Source organism: Streptomyces sp. CB02923 (assembly GCF_001905005.1).
In the GTDB taxonomy this organism is placed as follows: domain Bacteria; phylum Actinomycetota; class Actinomycetes; order Streptomycetales; family Streptomycetaceae; genus Streptomyces.
The window spans coordinates 44,192-63,101 of record NZ_LWKZ01000010.1 but is presented as its reverse complement, the minus strand read 5'-3'; the positions used below and the strand labels follow the sequence as shown (position 1 = coordinate 63,101).

Annotated in this window: 11 protein-coding genes; 7 read left to right on the top strand and 4 right to left on the bottom strand. The window is 75.3% G+C overall.

Annotated elements, in window-relative coordinates:
• Both A6A06_RS11415 and A6A06_RS11410 read right to left on the bottom strand, forming a co-directional pair.
• Positions 1 to 1,203: serine/threonine-protein kinase (locus A6A06_RS11415; protein WP_073761108.1), on the bottom strand; the 1,203-nt coding region annotated here is incomplete at its 3' end.
• 204 nt (positions 1,204 to 1,407) lie between these two features.
• Positions 1,408 to 3,099 (bottom strand): serine/threonine-protein kinase, encoded by a 1,692-nt coding sequence (locus A6A06_RS11410; RefSeq protein ID WP_073761107.1) that lies wholly within the window; start codon positions 3,097 to 3,099, stop codon positions 1,408 to 1,410.
• A gap of 478 nt (positions 3,100 to 3,577) precedes the next feature.
• Between A6A06_RS11410 and A6A06_RS11405 the strand changes: the two genes are divergently transcribed.
• The 5 genes from A6A06_RS11405 to A6A06_RS11385 all read left to right on the top strand — a co-directional run bounded on the left by A6A06_RS11405 (position 3,578) and on the right by A6A06_RS11385 (position 12,103).
• Positions 3,578 to 6,943, top strand: a complete 3,366-nt coding sequence (locus A6A06_RS11405; RefSeq protein WP_073761106.1) for an FtsK/SpoIIIE domain-containing protein — start codon at positions 3,578 to 3,580, stop codon at positions 6,941 to 6,943.
• Between the two features lie 221 nt (positions 6,944 to 7,164).
• Positions 7,165 to 8,553, top strand: coding sequence for an ABC transporter substrate-binding protein (locus A6A06_RS11400; protein WP_073761105.1), 1,389 nt, complete (start codon positions 7,165 to 7,167; stop codon positions 8,551 to 8,553).
• 102 nt (positions 8,554 to 8,655) lie between these two features.
• A complete protein-coding gene (locus tag A6A06_RS11395; protein ID WP_073761104.1) occupies positions 8,656 to 10,011 on the top strand; it encodes a carbohydrate ABC transporter permease in 1,356 nt (451 codons plus the stop codon).
• Positions 10,008 to 10,889, top strand: a complete 882-nt coding sequence (locus A6A06_RS11390) for a carbohydrate ABC transporter permease (protein ID WP_073761103.1) — start codon at positions 10,008 to 10,010, stop codon at positions 10,887 to 10,889. The genes A6A06_RS11395 and A6A06_RS11390 overlap by 4 nt, the downstream gene beginning before the upstream one ends.
• 215 nt (positions 10,890 to 11,104) lie before the next feature.
• On the top strand, positions 11,105 to 12,103 hold the full coding sequence (locus A6A06_RS11385) for a class I SAM-dependent methyltransferase (protein ID WP_073761102.1): 999 nt from the start codon (positions 11,105 to 11,107) through the stop codon (positions 12,101 to 12,103).
• Between the two features lie 19 nt (positions 12,104 to 12,122).
• On the opposite strand, the gene A6A06_RS11380 is transcribed toward A6A06_RS11385, so the two are convergent.
• Entirely contained in the window at positions 12,123 to 14,438 is a 2,316-nt protein-coding gene (locus A6A06_RS11380; RefSeq protein ID WP_079193951.1) for a bifunctional glycosyltransferase/CDP-glycerol:glycerophosphate glycerophosphotransferase, read from the bottom strand.
• A gap of 380 nt (positions 14,439 to 14,818) precedes the next feature.
• Here A6A06_RS11380 and A6A06_RS11375 point away from each other — a divergent pair, with 380 nt between their 5' ends.
• On the top strand, positions 14,819 to 16,468 hold the full coding sequence (locus A6A06_RS11375; protein ID WP_073761100.1) for a glycosyltransferase family 2 protein: 1,650 nt from the start codon (positions 14,819 to 14,821) through the stop codon (positions 16,466 to 16,468).
• A gap of 165 nt (positions 16,469 to 16,633) precedes the next feature.
• Positions 16,634 to 17,611, top strand: a complete 978-nt coding sequence (gene galE, locus A6A06_RS11370; RefSeq protein ID WP_073761099.1) for a UDP-glucose 4-epimerase GalE — start codon at positions 16,634 to 16,636, stop codon at positions 17,609 to 17,611.
• A 124-nt stretch (positions 17,612 to 17,735) separates the two neighbouring features.
• Here the strand turns inward: galE and A6A06_RS11365 are convergent, their stop codons facing one another.
• Positions 17,736 to 18,881 carry a glycosyltransferase family 2 protein gene (locus A6A06_RS11365; protein ID WP_079193949.1) on the bottom strand — a complete coding sequence of 382 codons (1,146 nt, stop codon included), beginning with the start codon at positions 18,879 to 18,881 and terminating at the stop codon, positions 17,736 to 17,738.
• Positions 18,882 to 18,910 lie beyond the last annotated feature (29 nt).

Sequence of the window (18,910 nt, the reverse complement as noted above, 5' to 3'; positions counted from 1 at the left end):
CACCGCCGCGGCGGCCAGCCCCAGTTTCACCCGGCGGCGGCGCACCGCCTCGCGGTGCCGGGCCGAGCCGGCCCGGCGCTCGCCCGCGGCGCGCGGGGCGCGGGCCGTGCCGTGGGCGCCGCCCGCCAGCTCGTCCGGGCCCGGGACGCGCATGCTCGTGTGGGTCTCGCGGTTGGAGTCGGGGGCGGCCGGGCCGTGGACGAGCGGTACGGCGCCGCGCGGGCGGGAGCCGCCCGGCGCGACCGGCGGGTAGAGGGCTTCGTCGTGCTGCCCCGGGCCGGACCCGGCGGCCCGGGACGCGTACGGGCCGGAGGCGGGCTCCGCGGGCTCCTCGGCGTCCTGGTCGCCGTCGGGCTCGTCGATGTCCAGCGGCGGGTGGCCCGCCACGCCCGGCAGGATCTCGCGCAGCCGGGCGGCGAGTTCGGGGGCGCGCAGCCGGGAGGCGGGCGCCTTGGCCAGGCACTGCAGGAGCAGCTGCCACAGTTCGTCCGGGATGCCGGGCAGCGGTGCCACGGCCTCGGTGACGTGGCGGCGCAGCACCGCGCCGGGGTGGCCGCCGCCGAACGGGGTGAAGCCGGCGAGCATCTCGTACAGCACCGTGGCGAGCGCGTACACGTCGACGGACGCGCGCGGCGGCAGGCCCTCGATGATCTCGGGCGCGAGGTAGTCGGGCGTGCCGATCACCTTGGTGGCGCGTGTGTACCGCGGCGAGTCGACGAGGCGGGCGATGCCGAAGTCGGTGAGCAGCGCGGGGTGGGCGCCGCCGGGGCCGAGCGGTCCCTGCATGTCCAGCAGGACGTTCTCGGGCTTGACGTCGCGGTGCACGACGCCGGCCTTGTGGGCGGCGGCGAGGCCGTCGGCCACGTCGGCGGCGATGGCGACGGCCGCCTCCGGGGCGAGCCTGCGCTCCCGCTCCAGGCGGGTGCGCAGGTCGGTGCCCCGTACGAGGTTCATGACCAGGGCGAGGTCGTTGCCGTCGACGACCAGGTCGCGCACGCCGACGACGCGCGGGTGGTCCAGGCCGAGCAGGGCCGCGCGCTCCTGGACGAAGCGGCCGACCAGTTCCTGGTCGGCGGCCAGGTCCTCGCGCAGCAGCTTGATGGCGACGGCCCCCTCGGGTCCGTCGCCGAGCCATACCGTGCCGGCACTGCCGCGGCCAAGGATCTGGTGGGCGGTGTACCGGCTGCCGATCTTCCGTGCCAAGACTGCTCCGACGTGTCGGGCCCGCTGAGCGTCCTCAGGGGGCTGAAGGTGGCGTCAAAGCTACGCGGGTGCCAGGGGGTTCCGTGCCCAGGATGGGCACAGGTTGCACTTCTGTGGGGGAAATCGCCCTCTGGAAGTCGACAAATCCCCTTGGTCACCGCGCCGGCCGCGGGCGCGCCACACGGGCGCCCCGCGGACCGGCCGTCACTTGAACCAGTTGCCGACGTCGTTGAAGAAGTCCCGGACGCTGCCGATGACATCGCCGATCTGTTCGAAGTAGCCCTTGCCCGTACCGATCCACTCCTGGAGCGGGGAGAACTCCCAGACCGCCCAGCCGCCGACGAACAGGATCACCAGCACGAACAGGCAGCCCTTGAGGCAGCCCAGACCCGGGATGCGCATCGGGTTGGCGCTGCGCTGCCGGGGCTCGCGGCGCGGCCGGGCCTCCCGCTCCGGCGGCGGCTCGGGCTCGTGGCGCTGGGGCGGCGGCTGCTGCCGGCGCGGCGCCTGCTGGGGCTGGTGCTGCGGCGGCTGGTACGGGGCGGGCGCCTGCTGCTGGTAGGGGGCGGGGGCCTGCTGCTGGTACTGGGGCGGCGCCTGCTGCTGATACTGCGGTGGCGGCTGCTGCTGGTACTGCGGCGGCTGGTACTGCGGCGGGCCCTGCTGGGGCTGCCGCTGCGGGCGGCGGCGCAGCGGGTCCTCGCCGGGGTCCAGGTACTGCGTCTGCTCGTTGCGGTCGCGGGCGGCCCGCATCTGGGACTCCCACGGATGCGGGCCCTCGGGCTCGCCGCCCGGCGGGCCCGGCGGTACGGGAGGCATGGCGCGGGTCGGGTCGGCGCCGCCCTGGCCGCCGGTGGACGGCAGCACGCTGGTCGCCGCGGCCGGGTCGTACGAACCGGCGGTCGACGGCAGCACCTGGGTGGGGTCGGCGTCGCCCGTACCGCCGGTGCCGGTGCCGGGCACCGTGGCGGGGGACGGGTCCGGCGCGAGCAGGGCGGCGACGCCGAGCGCGGCCTCGGCCTGCGCCGCGCTCGCGTGCACGCCGACGCCCGCGGCGACGGTGCGCAGCGCGCGGGCCAGGTTCTCGGCGCTGGGCCGCTCGTCGGGCTCCTTGCGCAGACAGCGCTCTATGACCGTCCACAGCGGCTCGGGGACGGTGGACGGGCGGCGCGGCTCCTCGCTGAGGTGGCGGTGCAGCACTTCGAGGGCGCTGGCGCCGCCGAACGGCGGCCGGCCGGTGACCAGCTCGTACAGCAGGATGCCGGCGCCGTAGATGTCCACGGCGGAGGTCTGCGGGCGGCCCTCGGCGGACTCCGGCGCCACGTAGGCGGGGGTGCCGACGAATTCGTGGGTGCGGGTCAGGCCGGGCGAGTCCGCCAGGCGCGCGATGCCGAAGTCGGTGAGCATCGGGTGGAGCTCGGCCGTGTCGTCGTCGCCGGTGCCGGCGAGGAGGACGTTGGCGGGCTTCAGGTCGCGGTGCACGACGCCGTCGGCGTGGCTGGCGGCGAGCGCGTCGGCGATCTGGGCGGTGAGCAGGGACGCCGCGACGGGGCTGAACGGACCGTTGTCCCGCAGGTAGCGGTGCAGGTCGGGGCCGTCGACGAGGTCCATGACCAGGGCGAGCAGGTCGCCTTCGACGACCAGGTCGCGGGTGCGGACGATGTTCGGGTGGGTGAGCCGCAGCAGGACGGAGCGCTCCCGCAGGAAGCGCATGACGACGTCCGCGTCGTGCGCCAGCTCCTCCTTGAGGACCTTGATCGCGACCGTTTCGCCGGGCTCCCCGGCCACCGCGGCCTCGGCGCCCGCCGTCTCCCTCTGGCGGGCACGCCAGACGGTGCCCGTGGCGCCGCGTCCCAGCGGCTCCTCAAGCAGGTACTTGCTGCCTACCGGCCGCACGTGCGCTCCCTGGTCGTGATCGATCCTTGCCGGGCCGGTGGGTCGCAGCGGCCCGTCGCCCCACTGTAGTGCCGCCGTACGGGCCGTACGGCGGGACGATCTGGCGGGGCTTCGGGGAAAGACGCGCATTCAGGACAGATGGTTGCGGGCGGACCGCGAATCGGTGTCCACGTCAGGCCGAACAGCGACCGCCGATGATCGAAAACAGGCCGTTCGCAGTATCCGATCAGGCGGTTTTACGTCCGGAGACGACCAATCAAGATCACTGAGTGATGGTCGGCGGGCGTGTTGTCAGTCGCAGGTGCGAGGATGCACCCAGCACGGAAGCGGTGGGGGTGCGGGGCCTCCGTCGCGCGCGTGCGGCGCGGGAGCACGATCCCCGCGCCCAGGGACTTGTACGTGCCGAGTGTCCGGGCGCGGCGGGGGAGGCCACGGGCCCCCTGCCGAACGGTCCGGGCGGAAGGGACCGCTGACGGCGATGCAGATCCGGCTGACCGTCCTCGGGCCGCGCAGCGGCCACCCCACGCGGGCCTGCGACGTCCTCGTCACGGCCCCCGCCGGGACGGCGCTCGCCACGGTCGCGGGCGGCCTCGCGGCCGCCGTGGCCGGGTCCGGCGCGGACATCGGCAGCAGCGGCAGCGGCAGCACCGGCAAGGGCGGTGGCGGCACGGGCGGCTCCGGCGGCCCCGTCGTGCTGTACGCGGGCGGCGACCGGCTGGACCCGCAGCGCGCGGCGGTCGGCGAACCCCCGCTGATCGACGGCGCGGTGCTCTCCCTCGGCGCCCCCGGCCCCGCCCCCGCGCACGGCCTGCCGCACGGCGCGCCCCGGCTGCGCGTCGTCTCCGGGCCGGACGCCGGCGGGGTGCACCTCCTGCACGGCGGCCAGGGCGGCGCGATCCGCGTCGGCCGCTCCGCCGAGGCCGACGTGCCCCTCGACGACCCGGACGTCTCCCGGCTGCACTGCGCGGTCACGGTCGAGCCGGACGGCTCGGTGCGCGTCGCCGACCTGCACTCGACCAACGGGACGGCCGTCGGCGGCACGGAGATCGGCGAGCGTCCGGTGCCGCTGGCGCCCGGCGCGCTGCTGCGCATCGGCGAGTCCGTGCTGCGCCTCCAGGCCGCGCCCGCCGGGCCCGACCCGGCCCTGGTCTGCGCCCCCGACGGCGAGGGCCAGTTGCGCGTCTCCCAGCAGGACGCCGCCGCCCCGGCAGTCGGCGGCGGCGTGCGCTCCGGCGCTCCGGCCGTCCCCGGCGCCCGCTCCGCCGCGCACGACCGGGACACCCGGCGGCCCGAAGTGCCGCACCAGGGCTCCCCCGCCGCTCCCCCGGCCGTCCAGGGCGTCACGGCCCACGTCACGGGCCCGTACACCCCGTCCTCGTACGGCGGCGCGCGCTCGCAGGAGGAGCTGCCCGCCGCGTACGACAGCCCGGGGCGCCGCGGCACCCCGCTGCGCGGCACCCCGTACCCGGGCAGCCCCCAGGAGCGCTACGAGCCGTACGGCCCGGAGCAGACCCACGGCGGCGGGCAGGACCTCGCCCCCGCCGAGGACCTCCCCGACGACCAAGGCGCGCCCGGCGACCAGGACCTGCCCGGCGCGTCCGGCAAGGCCGCGCGCCGGGGCGGGCTCGGCGCCTGGGCCCGCCGGCTGACCGGCGCCCGGCCCGCCGCCGAGCGCTCCGGGTCCGCGCCCGCCCCCGCGCCGACCGTGTGGCAGGAACAGCAGCGGCAGTCGCAGGCACCGGCGGACGAGCCCGCCGGTGAGCGGCTGAGCCCCGCGGCCGCCGACGAGCGGTGGCCCGACCCGGCGTCGGTGCTGCTGACCGCGCTCGGCCCCGGGCCCCGGCTCTGGGAGCGCGGCCCCGACCACCCGGACGCGCTCACCGTCCGGCTCGGCACGGCCGCGCAGGACGGCGGCCGGTCCGCCGCGCCGGTGACCGTGGAGCTGCGCAAGGCGGGTGCCCTGGGGCTCGCCGGGCCGCGCGCCCGGCTCGGCGGCCTCGCGCGCGCCACCGTGGCGCAGCTCGCCGCCCTGCACTCCCCCGCCACCCTCGAAATCGTGCTGGTCAGCACGGACCGCGCCCGCTCCCTGGAGGACCGGCTGGCCGACTGGTCCTGGCTCGGCTGGCTCCCCCAGGTGCGCCCGGCCCACGCCCAGGACTGCCGCCTGCTGCTCGCCTACGAGAAGGAGCAGGCAGCGGCCCGTACGGCCGAGCTGGCGCGCCGCCTCGACGACGGCCCGCTGGGCCCGCACTGGGCCGGTGCCGACCGGCCCGCCGTCGCCTCCGCCGCCGCGCGCTACAACGGCCCGTACACCCTCCTGATCGTGGACGGCGACCCCGGTTCGTCCGCGCTGCGCGAGACGACGGCCCGGCTCGCCGCGAGCGGCCCGGCGGCCGGCATCCATGTGCTGTGCCTGGCCGAGACGCCCGCCGCCACCCCGGCCTTCCCGCTCGCCGCGACGTACGAGGCCGCCCGCGCGGCGTCGCCCGCGTTCGGCGAGTGCGGCGCGGTCGCCGTGCTGAGCGGCGACGTCGCCACGGCGCTGCGCGTCGTCCAGCCCGGCACCGGCCCGAACGGCACGGTCGCCGCGGTCGACGCGGTCTCCGGTGCCTGGTCCGAGCGGTTCGCGCGCGCTCTCGCGCCGCTGCGGGAGGCGGACACGGGCGACGGTCTCGGCGGGCGCCCGGCGCGCAGCGCGGCCGTGCCGCTGCCGGACACCTCCCGGCTGCTGGACGAGCTGGGCCTGGCGCGCGCCACCCCGGCCTCGCTGATGGCGCGCTGGGCCGCCGCCTCGGACCCCGGCCGGGCGGGCGCCGCCGCCGTGCTGGGCGCGGGCCCGCACGGGCCGCTCTGCGCCGACCTGGCCGCCGACAGCTGCCATCTGCTGGTGACCGGCGGTCCGGGCAGCGGCAAGACGGAGCTGCTGCGCTCGCTGGCCGCCTCGCTCGCCGCCGCCGACCGGCCCGACCTGCTCTCCCTCGTCCTGGTGGACGGCGCGGGCCCGGAGCGCGGCGAGGGCCTGCGGCTGTGCACGGACCTGCCGCACGTGACCACCCATCTGACGGCCTCCGACCCGGTGCGGATGCGGCAGTTCGCGCAGGCGCTCAGCTCCGAGCTGAAGCGGCGCGCCGAGACCCTGGCCGGTACGGACTTCGCCGAGTGGCGGGCCAAGCACCTCCCCGCGCCGCGCACCCCGGCGCCCCGGCGCCCGTCCGAGAACCTGCCCGGCTCCGCCGCCGAGCAGGACTCCTCGTCGACGGGCACCCTGCGGCTGCGGGCGCGCAGCGCTCCCGGGCCCGCCCCCGACGGGCAGGCACCGCAGGCCGCGCCGCTGTCCCGGCTGTTCGTGCTGGTCGACGACTTCGACGCGCTGGTCGCCCCGGCCCTCGGCAGCACGGGCCGCCCCGCTGCCGGTTCGGTGGTGCGCGCGCTGGAGGCGGTGGCGCGGGACGGCGCGGCGCTCGGCGTGCATCTGATAGCGGCCACCGGCCATCCGGACCGTACGGCCGAGACGGCCACGGACCGGGCGGCCGGACTGCGCGTGGAGCTGGGTCCCGCGGCGGACGCGGCCGAGCCGGTGCCGCCGGGACGCGGGCGGCTGCACCGCGCGGCGGACGCCGGTGTCACGCCGTTCCAGGCCGGCCGGGTGACCGGCCGGATACCCCGTACGTCCACGCTCCGCCCCACGGTCGTACCGCTGGAGTGGGAGCGGATGGGCGACCCGCCGGCCCGCCGCCCGCTGCGGGAGCTGGGCAACGGGCCGACCGACCTGGCGCTGCTGGCCAGCGCCCTGCAGCGGGCCGCCCAGTCGTCCGGCGCGCCCGCCGCCCCGCCGCTGCTCTGACCCCGGCGCCACCCGCCGTACGAGCGCCCCCGGCGCGCCCCGCGAAGCGCGGCCGCGAGGTGTACGCGAGGGGTAACGGGCCGGTCACGAAAGGCCAGTTGACGCGGGAGGCGGTATTGCGGGGCCGGTGATCCGGGCGTAGACCTGTCCGCGGTGGGACCGTCGCACGGCGCGGTCCGCCCCACGGCACTCGGTGCACCGCACGGGAGGGGCTTACGGGGATGGGCACTTCACGCACACGGCGCGCCGGCGCGCGCGCCACCGCAACCACCCGCGCCGCCCTGGCACTTGCCGCGGCGGGCGCCCTGACGCTGACCGCCTGCGGCGGCAGCGGCGGCGACGGCGACAAGAGCGAGGGCGGCGGCAAGGGCAGCAGCAGCGGCGGCGTCTCCGTCCAGCTGCCCAAGCTGGACGGCCAGAAGCTCCAGGTCTCGGCGGTGTGGACCGGCCCGGAGCGGGCCAGCTTCCTGAAGGTGCTGGAGGAGTTCGAAAAGCGCACCGGCGCGACCGTCGACTACATCCCCAGCGGCGACGACATGGCCGGGTTCATCGGCTCGAAGGTGGCCGGCGGCGGGCAGCCGGACGTGGCGTTCCCGCCGCAGGTCGGCGTGTTGCGGGAGTTCGCCCGCAAGGGCTGGCTCAAGCCGCTCGGCCCCGAGGCCAAGGCGCAGCTCGCCAAGAACTTCTCCCCGGGCTGGCGGCAGCTGGGCTCGTACGACGGCACCGAGTACGGCGTGTACTACAAGGCCAGCAACAAGTCGCTGGTCTGGTACAACACCAAGGTCTTCAAGGACGCGGGAGTGGCCGAGCCGAAGGACTGGGCGGAGTTTTTCAAGACCGCGCAGACCATCTCGGACTCCGGGGTGCCGCCGGTCTCGGTGGGCGGCGCGGACGGCTGGACGCTGACCGACTGGTTCGAGAACGTCTACCTCTCCCAGGCCGGTCCGACGAAGTACGACCAGCTCGCCCAGCACAAGATCAAGTGGACCGATCCGACCGTCACCCAGGCGCTGACCGTGCTCAGCCGGCTCTTCGGCACGACGGGGATGCTGGCCGGCGGCAACAGCGGCGCACTCCAGACCCAGTTCCCGGCGTCGGTCACCCAGACCTTCAGCGGCGACCAGCCGAAGGCCGCCATGGTCTCCTCCGCCGACTACGCCGCCACCAACATCGCGCAGACCAAGGCCGAGGTCGGCACGGACGCCAAGGTCTTCCCGTTCCCCGCGGTGGGCTCCAGGTCGCCCGTGGTGACCGGCGGCGACGCGGCGGTGGCCCTGAAGGACACCAAGGGCGCGCAGGCCCTGCTCACCTTCCTCGCCTCCACGGACGCCGCGAAGATCTGGGCGCAGGCCGGCGGGTTCATCTCCCCCAACAAGGAGCTGGACCAGGCCGCGTACGCCAACGACACGATGCGCAAGATCGCCGAGGCGCTGATCAAGGCGGGCGACGACTTCCGCTTCGACATGTCCGACCAGGCCCCGGCGAGCTTCGGCGGCAAGCCCGGCCAGGGCGAGTGGAAGGACCTCCAGGACTTCCTCAAGAACCCCAAGGACATCGCGGGCACCCAGAAGAAGCTGGAGCAGGACGCCGCCAAGGCGTACGGCAGCTGACCCGGAGGGTCCGTACGGCGGCGGGCCCGCACGGGTCCGCCGCAGCAGCAGCGCACCCACGGTGCGCACCGCCGCTGACCGCATCGACCGGGGGACACCACCATGAACGCTGCGACCGCGGGCGGGCCGGCCGGCCCGGTCCGCCCGCGTACCGGCGGGCCGCGCCGGGGCAGGAGTGTGGCGGGCACCCGCCTGTGGGTCGCCGTCGTCTTCCTGCTGCCCGCCTTCGTCCTGCTCGGGGCGCTGGTCGTCTACCCCATCGGCTTCTCGGTCTACCGGAGCCTGTTCGACGCGTCCGGCGACGGTTTCGTGGGCCTGGGCAACTACGGCGAGCTGTTCACCGACGAGCGGATCCGCATCGCGCTGAAGAACAACGTCATCTGGGTCGTGGTGGCCCCCACCGTCACCACCGCCCTCGGCCTGATCTTCGCGGTGCTCACCGAGCGGGTCCGCTGGGGCACCGCCTTCAAGCTGGTCGTCTTCATGCCGATGGCGATCTCGATGCTGGCCGCGGGCATCATCTTCCGGCTGGTGTACGACCAGGACCCGGAGCGCGGCGTCGCCAACGCCGTGTGGGTCGGCGTGCACGACACCTTCGCGGAGCCCTCGCCGTACCCGGGTGCCAAGCCCCGGCCGAACGCCGGTCTGACCGCGTCCGGCGGCGCGTACACCACGGACAAGCCGGTGCGCGCGGGCGACCCGGCGCATCTGCCGCTGGTCGCCGTACAGCCCGGCGACCTGGGCGAGGCGCGCCCGGCGACGGCCGCGCGGCCGGAGCCGGGCCGGGTCACCGGCACCGTCTGGCTGGACTTCACCCGCGGTGGCGGCGGCACCCCGGACATCGTCGACCGCTCCGAGAAGGGGCTGCCCGGCCTGACGGTGGAGGCGGTCAAGGACGGCCGGACGGTGGCGAGCACGACGACGGGCCCGGACGGCCGGTTCTCGCTGCCCGCCGCGCAGGCGGACGGCGCGCTGCTGCGGCTTCCCGCGGCGAACTTCGCCGCCGCGTACAACGGCGTGAACTGGCTCGGCCCGGCCCTGGTCACCCCGGCCATCATCGGCGCGTACATCTGGATGTGGGCCGGGTTCGCGATGGTGCTGATCGCGGCGGGCCTGGCGGGGATGCCGCGGGAACTGCTGGAGGCGGCGCGGGTGGACGGCGCCAACGAGTGGCAGGTCTTCCGCCGGGTGACGGTGCCGCTGCTGGCGCCCGTCCTGATCGTCGTGCTGGTCACCCTCATGATCAACGTGCTGAAGATCTTCGACCTGGTCTACATCATCGCGCCGGGCTCCAGCCTCAAGGACGCCAACGTGCTCGCGCTCCAGCTCTTCCAGTCGTCCTTCGGCACGGATGTGGACCAGGGCATCGGCAGCGCCATCGCGGTGTTCCTGCTGCTGCTCGTGCTGCCGGTGATGTACGTCAATCTCCGGCGCCTACGGAAGGAGCGCGGGCGATGACGACCGCCGACGGCATCGTACGGGCCAAGCAGTCGCTGCCCGCGCGGATCGCGGCCCGCACGGGCGGCGGGGTCCTGCGGGTCGTGCTGATCCTGGTCGGGCTGTTCTGGCTGATGCCGACCGTCGGCCTGCTGGTGTCCTCGCTGCGCTCGCCGCAGGACCTCGCGGAGTCCGGCTGGTGGCAGGTCTTCGCCGAGCCCGCCCAGCTCACCTGGTCCAGCTACGGCCATCTGCTGGACAACGCCAAGGTGATGGACTCGCTGCTGACCACCGCACTGATCACGGTGCCGGCGACGCTGCTGGTGGTCGTCGTCGGGGCGCTGGCCGGGTACGCCTTCGCCTGGATGGACTTCCCCGGCCGCGACGCGTGGTTCATGGTCGTCGTCGGCCTGCTGGTCGTTCCCGTGCAGGTCGCGCTCATCCCCGTCGCCAAGCTGTTCGGCGCGGTCGGGCTCTTCGAGACGACGCCCGGCGTGATCCTCTTCCACACCGCCTTCGGCCTGCCCTTCGCGGTGTTCCTGCTGCGCAACTTCTTCGCCGAGATCCCGCGCGAGCTGCTGGAGGCGGCCCGGCTGGACGGCGCGAACGAACTGCGCCTGTTCACCCGGGTGGTGCTGCCGCTGGGCGGCCCCGCCATCGCCTCGCTGGGCATCTTCCAATTCCTGTGGGTGTGGAACGACCTGCTGGTGGCGCTGATCTTCGCGGACAGCGGCAGCCCGCCGATCACGGTCGCGCTCCAGCAGGAGGTGCGGCAGTTCGGCAACAACATCGACGTGCTGGCACCCGGCGCGTTCCTGTCGATGGTCGTTCCGCTGGTCGTCTTCTTCGCCTTCCAGCGGCAGTTCGTCTCCGGGGTGATGGCGGGCGCGGTGAAGTGACCGCCGCGGGTTCCGGGCGGGGTACGGCAACGGCGCGACGGCGTAAGGGAACGCTGTGCCGTACGCCACTTTCCGTTCACGTTGCTGCCCCACGATGACGGGCACGCCGCCGACGGACACGGCCGCCGCGGCGCAGGCCGCCGCGCGCGCCGCACGAGCCCCGCCCGGCCCGCGGCCGGGCCCGATCCCCTCGACCGTCTGGAGACGGACCGCACATGACTGCCCGCACCGCAGACCTCAGTGACGGACACCTCCCGCGCCCCGGGCGGCTGTCCGACGTCAAGGGCTGGTTCTTCACCGCCGACCAGCTGCTCTTCGACTGGTTCCTGGCCCGCCAGGAGGACCGGGCCGAGCCGGGCGACCTGCTCGAACTCGGCGCGTACATGGGCAAGAGCGCCATCTTCATGGGCGCGCGGCTGCGCCCCGGGGACCGCTTCACGGTCTGCGACCTGTTCGACTCGCCCGCCGAGGACGCCTCCAACTCCAAGGAGATGGCGAAGTCCTACGCCACGCTGACGCGCCGCGCCTTCGAGGCGAACTACCTCTCCTTCCACGACGAGCTGCCCGAGATCGTGCAGGGGCTCAGCTCCGTGGTCGGCGACCACGTCGAGCCGGGCAGCTGCCGCTTCGCGCACATCGACGCCTCGCACCTGTACGAGCACGTGCACGGCGACATCGTCGCGGTGCGCGACCTGCTCACGCCCCAGGGCATCGTCGTCCTCGACGACTTCCGCGCCGAGCACTGCCCCGGGGTGGCCGCCGCCACCTGGCAGGCGGTCACCGGCGAGGCGCTGCGCCCGATCTGCATCACGCCGACCAAGTTCTACGGCACGTGGGGCGACCCCGCGCCCGTACAGGCGGCGCTGCTGGCCTGGCTGACCGGCCGGGAAGGGGTGTGGCACGAGGTGCAGGAGGTCAACGGGGCGCCGCTGGTACGGCTGAGCGCCAAGAGCGCCAAGGAGCCCGCGCACCCGGTGTCCCGCCACCGTACGGCGGCCCCGCGCAAGGACACCCCGAAGTCCTCCACGGGCTCCACGGCCCCCGCGGCGCCCTCCGGCGCGCAGGCGCCCGCGCGCACCGCCGCGTCCCGTCCGGCCGCCCGCACGGCCGCCCGCACGCGCCGCAGCCCCGCCCGCCGCCTCGCGGTGAACGTCCTGCCGCCGTTCATCACCAAGGCCGTCGTCGCCGCCCGCCGCCGCTCGGCGGCCCGCTGAGCGGCCGCCGCACCGGCCGTCATCCGACGACGGCGCCGGGGCCCGTGAGAGTGCGCCGGGCGCCGTCCTGCCGGTCCACGGCCCGTTCGGCGGCCCGGGGCGACGGGGCGACCCGGCGTTCGCCGGGCGGCAGCAGAGGCAGCAGGTCGTCCTCGCCGAGGAGGACCCGGCGCACCACCCGCTCCGCGGCCAGCCCGTCGTCGTACTGGCAGAAGCGGTCCCGGAAGGCGGCCCGCAGCGACGCCGCCGCCGGGCCGTCCCAGCGCCCCGAGTGGAAGGCCCCGGCGATGGCCGCCTCGTCCTGCGCGAGGACGCCCGGGGTGTCGCCGGGCCGCCCGGACAGCAGGTCGACGTAGACGCCGCGGGTGAGCCGGAAGGCGTCCCAGTCGGCGGTGTGCACGACAATCGGCCGGTCCAGGTTGGCGTAGTCGAACAGCACGGAGGAGAAGTCGCACAGCAGCGCGTCGGCGGCCAGGCACAGGTCCTCGATGTGCGGATGGCCGGACACGTCCAGCACCGCGCCCGCCTCCTGGAGGGTGGCCGTCCGCGGGTCCGGCACGCCCCGGTGCGGGCGGGCGGTGTACGGGTGGGCGCGCACCAGGAGCTGGAAGCGCGGGCCGAGCGCCGCCGCGAGGCGGGCCACGTCCAGCGGCGGGACGGCGCCGCCCCGGTGGTCGCGGTGGGTGGGCGCGTACAGGACGGCGGTGGCGCCGGTCCGGACGCCGAGCGCGGCCCGCACGGCGCGCACGTCGGCGGCGGTGGCGGTGGCGTACCGGTCGTTGCGGGGGAAGCCGGTGGCCAGCGTCTCGTACGAACTGGGGTGGGCCCGCTCCCAGATCTCGCTGGAGTGCTGGTTGGCGGAGAGGCAGTAGTCCCACTGGTCGGCGTGTTCCAGGACGCGGCCGGGGCCCGGACCTGCCGGGTTGCCCGGGTAGCGGTGCGAGTCCAGGCCCGTCGCCTTGATCGGGGTGCCCTGGTGGGTCTGGAGGCAGATCTGCCCCGGGCGCCCGGCCGCGCCGGGGAAGTCGCCGTCGGTGACCAGGTAGGTGGCGCGGGCCAGCAGTTCCCAGTAGCGGCGGGAGCCGACCGTGACGTGGTCCGCGCCCGCCGGGACGGCGTCCACCGCGTCCGCGTGGACCGCCCAGACGCCGTGCAGCTGGGGTGCGATCTCGCGGGCCTTGCGGTCGACGGCGTACGGGTTGCCGGTCACCGCGCGGTTGCCGCGGGCCCCGTAGAGCACGAGGTCGGCGTCGAGGGGGGCGTGCAGCCGCAGGCCGTAGTAGTTGCGGAAGGCCGTGCGCGCGGCGGCCTCGCCGCGGTCGCGCAGTTCCCTGGCCACCTCGCGCCGCAGTACCTGGGCGCCGTGCAGCGACCGGTAGGCACGGTACGAGCGCAGCGCGGCGGGCAGCGGCGCGCCGTCCGGGCGGTGCCTGCGGATGCAGCGGCTCGCGGCGCGGAAGAACGCGGCGCGGTCGGCGGGCACGATGCGGTCGGGGTCGTCGAGGATCGCCAGCAGCCGTGTGGTCATCCCGGTGTGCAGCACGGTCAGCAGCGGCAGCCCGCCGTCGTCCGGGGCCTGCTCCCCCGGCCCGTGCGCGCCGCCCGGCAGCAGGCCCTCCAGCCGGGCGAACAGCTCCTCGTACCGCTCGACGGCGACGAAGTGGTGCCGCCCGGGAGTGGTGGCGGCGCTGCCCCGCCGCCGCTCGCGCCAGGTGACGCACACCCGGTCCAGCGCCGCGACACGCGCGGCGGTCAGCAGACTCGCGTACGCGTACGGGACGTCCTCGTACGGGCCGTCGGCGAAGGTGAGTCCCCGGCCGGTCCAGTGGTCGCGGCGCACCGCGCGGTTCCAGGCGGCGGGCTCGACGCCGAGCACGCCGGGGCGCCGTGCGGCGTCGAAGACCGTGTCGCCCGCCTCCGCCAGGAAGGCGCCGTCGCCGCTGGGCCGCCGCCGCTCCCAGACGTCCATCCGTTCGTGGTCCCACACCAGGACGTCCGGCTCGCCGCACGCCCGCAGCCGTGCGTCCGCGGCGGCCAGCGCGCCGGGGGCCAGCGTGTCGTCGCCGTCCAGGAAGAGCAGGTAGTCGCCGGCGGCCAGCGCGGCACCGGCGTTGCGGGACGGGCCCGCGCCGCTGGGGCGCCGCAGGTGCAGGGCGGTCAGACGCGGGTCGCGGCGCGCGTACTCGTCGATGATGGCGCCGGTGGCGTCCGCCGAGCAGTCGTCGACGGCGATCAGCTCCACGTCCCGGTGGGACTGTTCCAGTACCGAGTCCAGGCAGGCGCGCAGGAAGCCCTGGACGCCGCGGGCGGGGACGATGACGCTGAACCGGGGCATAACCATCCCGAGGTCGGGGCGCACGGACCGAGCGCACGGAGGAATGAACGCCGAGCGTAATCAGTCAACTACGCACTGTCGATTGCGCCTGTCACCCGTTCGGCCCACCGCCGGTGACCCGCAGGCCAGGGGTGAGTTGAAACCACATGTCACGGAAGGGCGGGAATTAAGGGCTCGTCCTCGCCGGTGCGGGGCGAGTTGGGCCGCCGTCGAGGAGGGGGCCCGCGCCCGGCCGCGGGGCGCGGGACGGCAAGATGGCCCGCAGCAGGGGCGCGCCTGCAACCGTGAGCCGCCTTCCGGACCTCCTTGCTGGAGGGGGCGGAACACGGGAGCCCTCCGGCGCCGACACCACACCGACACGAAATGTAGATGTAGTGACTGTGAATGAAGCCCCAGAGCCGCGGCCGGGGCCTGCCGTCACACCGTCCGCTCAGGTCAGCATCGTCGTGATTGCCTACAACGACGCCGCGCTGGTCGGCGAGGCGGTGCGCTCCGCACTGGCGCAGGGAGACGCGGTCACCGAGGTGATCGCGGTCGACGACGCCTCCACCGACCGCACGGGCCGGGTCCTGGACGACCTCGCGCGCGAGCACCGGCGGCTGCGGGTGATCCACCGCGAGGACAACAGCGGTGGCTGCGGTACGCCCCGCAACGACGGGATACGGGCGGCCACCGGGCGCTTCGTGATGTTCCTGGACAGCGACGACGTGCTGCCCGGCGGCGCCGTCGACGCCCTCCTGGACGCCGCGCTGCGCCACGGCACCCCGGTGACGGCCGGCCTGTGCGTACGCCGCGAGCTGCCGGGACCGCGCGAGGTTCCCTGGCAGCCGGACCTCTACCGCGAGCCCGCCCTGTACGAGCCCGTCGCCGGCCACCCCGAACTGGTCGGCGACACCCTGTGCGTCAACAAGCTGTACGACCGGGCCTTCCTGCTCGACCACGAGGTCTTCTTCCCCGACGGCCGCTTCACCTACGAGGATTTCGTCTTCACCTCCCGGGTGCTGGCCGCCGCGCCGCGCATCGCGGTCGTCCCCGACCAGGTCTACATCTGGCACGTACGGCGCAGCGCCGCCAAGCAGTCCATCTCGCTGGACCGCAAGGACGTCGCCAACTGGGAGTCCCGCATCGAGGCGCACCGCACCAGCGTGCGCATCCTGGCCGACGCCGGGCACAAGGGCCTCGCGCACGCGGCGCGCACCAAGTTCCTCGACCACGACCTGCGGATGTACGTCCGGGAGCTGCACACGCGCGGTGTGGAGCACCGGCGTGAGTGGTGGCGGCTGACCCGCGCGTACCTGGCCGGTTTCGAGGAGAGCGAGCTGCTCGCCGCCAGGGCGCCGGCCCGCTGGCTCGCCCGCGTGCTGCTCGCTTCCGAGGCGCCGGTGGACTCCGAACGGATCACCCAGCTCGCCGCCCGCCCCGGCCGGCTGCTGCCGCCGTACGTGCGGAGCGGCGAGCGGCCCGTGTGGTCGCCCGCCCTGCCCGCGGCCGAGCTGGACGGCCTGGACACGCTGCCCGCCGGGCAGCTGCCGGTGGCCATCGACGCCGAGCCGGTCCTCGGCACCCGCTCCCTGCTGCGGCTGCGCCTGCACGAGCTGTACGGGCGGGTGGGCGCGGCCGGGCCGGTCGGCATCGACGTGGAGCTGTGCCGCCGGGCGGACGGCCGCCGCGGGCCCGTGCACACCGCCGCGCTCACCGCGGACCCGGCCGGGGACGGCTGGACGGCCGAGACGTCGCTCGACCTCGGCGCCCTGGTCACCCTCGGCAAGCGCGGCTCCGGCACCCTCGATCCGTGGGACCTGACCGCCCGGGTGCACTGCGAGGACGGCTCCGTCCTGCACGGTGCGCTGCGGGCCACCGGCCCGGGGCTGCGGCGGCACGCGCTGCCCAGCGCCCGGCACGGCCTGCTGCTGGCGCAGCCGTACGCGACCACCGGGGGCGCGCTGGCGCTGCGCATGGCGTCCGGTCTGCGTACCGCGTGGAAGATCGCGGCCCGCAAGCTCCGCCGCGTGGGTACGCGCGGTCGTTAGTCACATCACAGCGGCCCGGCCGGTGACGGCCGGACCCGGCGCGGCGGAGGTCCCGCGACGGCCCCGGTCAGCGCGCCGGACGCGGTCGCGCGCCCCCCGGGGCACCGACCGCCGGCGTCCGCACCTGCACCACCCGACGAGCAACGACCACTTTAGGATGGCGAGATGTCTTATCTGATCACGGGCGGCGCCGGCTACATCGGCGCCCACGTCGTACGGGCCATGACACAGGCGGGCGAGCGGGTCGTGGTACTCGACGACCTCTCCACGGGCGTGGCCGCCCGGGTCCCCGAGGGCGTCCCGCTGGTGGAGGGCTCCACCCTGGACCGCGCGGTGCTGGACCGCACGATCGCCGAGCACGGCGTCACCGGTGTCGTGCACCTCGCCGCGAAGAAGCAGGTCGGCGAGTCCGTCGAGATGCCGCTGCACTACTACCGCGAGAACGTGCACGGCCTGCAGACGCTGCTGGAGGCCATGGCGGCGGGCGGCGTCGGCCAGTTCGTCTTCTCCTCCTCGGCCGCCGTGTACGGCATGCCGGACGTGGACCTGGTCACCGAGGACACGCCCTGCGTGCCGATCAACCCGTACGGCGAGACCAAGCTGGTCGGCGAGTGGATGGCGCGCGCGGCGGGCAAGGCGCACGGCATCAACACCGCGTGCCTGCGCTACTTCAACGTGGCCGGCACCGCCACCCCCGAGCTGGCCGACACGGGCGTCTTCAACATCGTCCCGATGGTCTTCGAGAAGCTCACCGACGGCGAGTCGCCGCGGATCTTCGGCGACGACTACCCGACCCCGGACGGCACCTGCATCCGCGACTACATCCACGTCGCGGACCTCGCGGACGCCCACCTGGCCGCCGCCCGCAAGCTGGCCGAGCCCGGCCCGGTGCGCGACCTGACCCTGAACATCGGCCGTGGTGAGGGCGTCTCCGTCAAGGAGATGGTCGACCTGATCAACGAGATCACCGGTCACACCGACGCGGTCGCCGAGGTCACCCCGCGCCGCCCCGGCGACCCGGCCCGGGTCGTCGCCGCCGCCGACCGGATCGCCGACGAGCTGGGCTGGAAGGCCCGCCACGACGTGCGCGACATGATCACCTCCGCCTGGCAGGGCTGGCAGCACCACCGCGCCGGCGCCTGATCCGAGCACCCTTCGTACGCCCCCGGTCCCGCCGGGGGCGTACGTCTTTCCGGGACCGCCGGGGCGTACGCCGTTCAGATCCGCCGGGCGTACGCCGTTCCGGTCCGCCGGGGCGTACGCCGTTTCAGGCCGCGTCCCCGGGCGCCGTCGGCCTCAGTGCGTAGCAGGCGTCCGGAATGCCGTGCTCCGGGTCGCGGAAGTACGGGTACGCCGCGTACTCCCGGCCGTCGTCCCCGGTCACCGGCGGCCCCGGCTCCCGCCCGGTGTCCGCCCGTACGATCTCGTCCAGTTCCTCCGCCGTCCCCCTGCGGAGGCAGTGCGCGCGCAGCCGCAGCCGGGGCGGGAGGGCGGCCAGCACCCGGTCGGTGAGGTAGGCGTCGACCAGCGGGCGGGCGGCCTCCGCCATGGCGCGGCGGCCCGCGGCGTCGCGGGCGAGGTACGGCGCGGCGAACTGGGCGAGGACCTCGCCGTGGAAGTGCCGGACCATGAGCGTGTCGCGTTCGGGGCCCGGCGGCACCAGGTCCGCGACCTGGCCGAGCACGGTGGCGATGTAGCCGAGGTGGGCGGGCCAGTCGAGGTCCTGGCGGCTGGCGTTGCTGTCGTCGTCGCGGCCCCGGAGGTAGTAGCAGTCGTAGTCGCCCAGGACGGAGACCGTGCCGGCGCCGAGCAGGGCACGGATGCCGAAGGGCAGGTCCTCGGCCAGCAGGCGCCCTTCGACGAAGCGCAGTCCGCGCTCCTGGACGTAGGCGCGGCGGAAGAGCTTGTAGGCGGCGAGCGTCCAGTAGACGGGCGAGTCGAAGGGGGTGACGCGGGGGCTGGTGGTGCTCAGGTCGACGGGCGCCGGGCGGCCGCCGACGCCGACTATGCGCCCGTAGACGATGTCCGAGCCGTACGTGTCGGCCATCGCGGTGAGCCGTTCCAGGGCCTCGGTGCCGAGGTGGTCGTCGGAGTCGAGGAAGAAGAGGTACCGGCCGCTGGCGCGGTCCATGCCGACGTTGCGCGGCCGGCCGGCGCCGCCCGACGGCGGCTGGTGGACCACCGTCAGATTGCGGTGCTTCGCCGCCTGTTCGTCGAGCCAGGCGCCGCTGCCGTCGTCGGACCCGTCGTCCACGGCGATCAGTTCGACGGCGTCCGGTCCGAGGCTCTGGGCGAAGACGGAGCCCAGGCACTGTTCGAGGTAGCGCCGGGTGTTGTGCACCGGCACGACGACCGAGACGGCCGGGTCACGGGGACCGCGGCCGTCGGCGGCGGGCGGACGGTCTGCTGCCACGGTGTGCCTCTTCCGTCGTCCGGGTACGG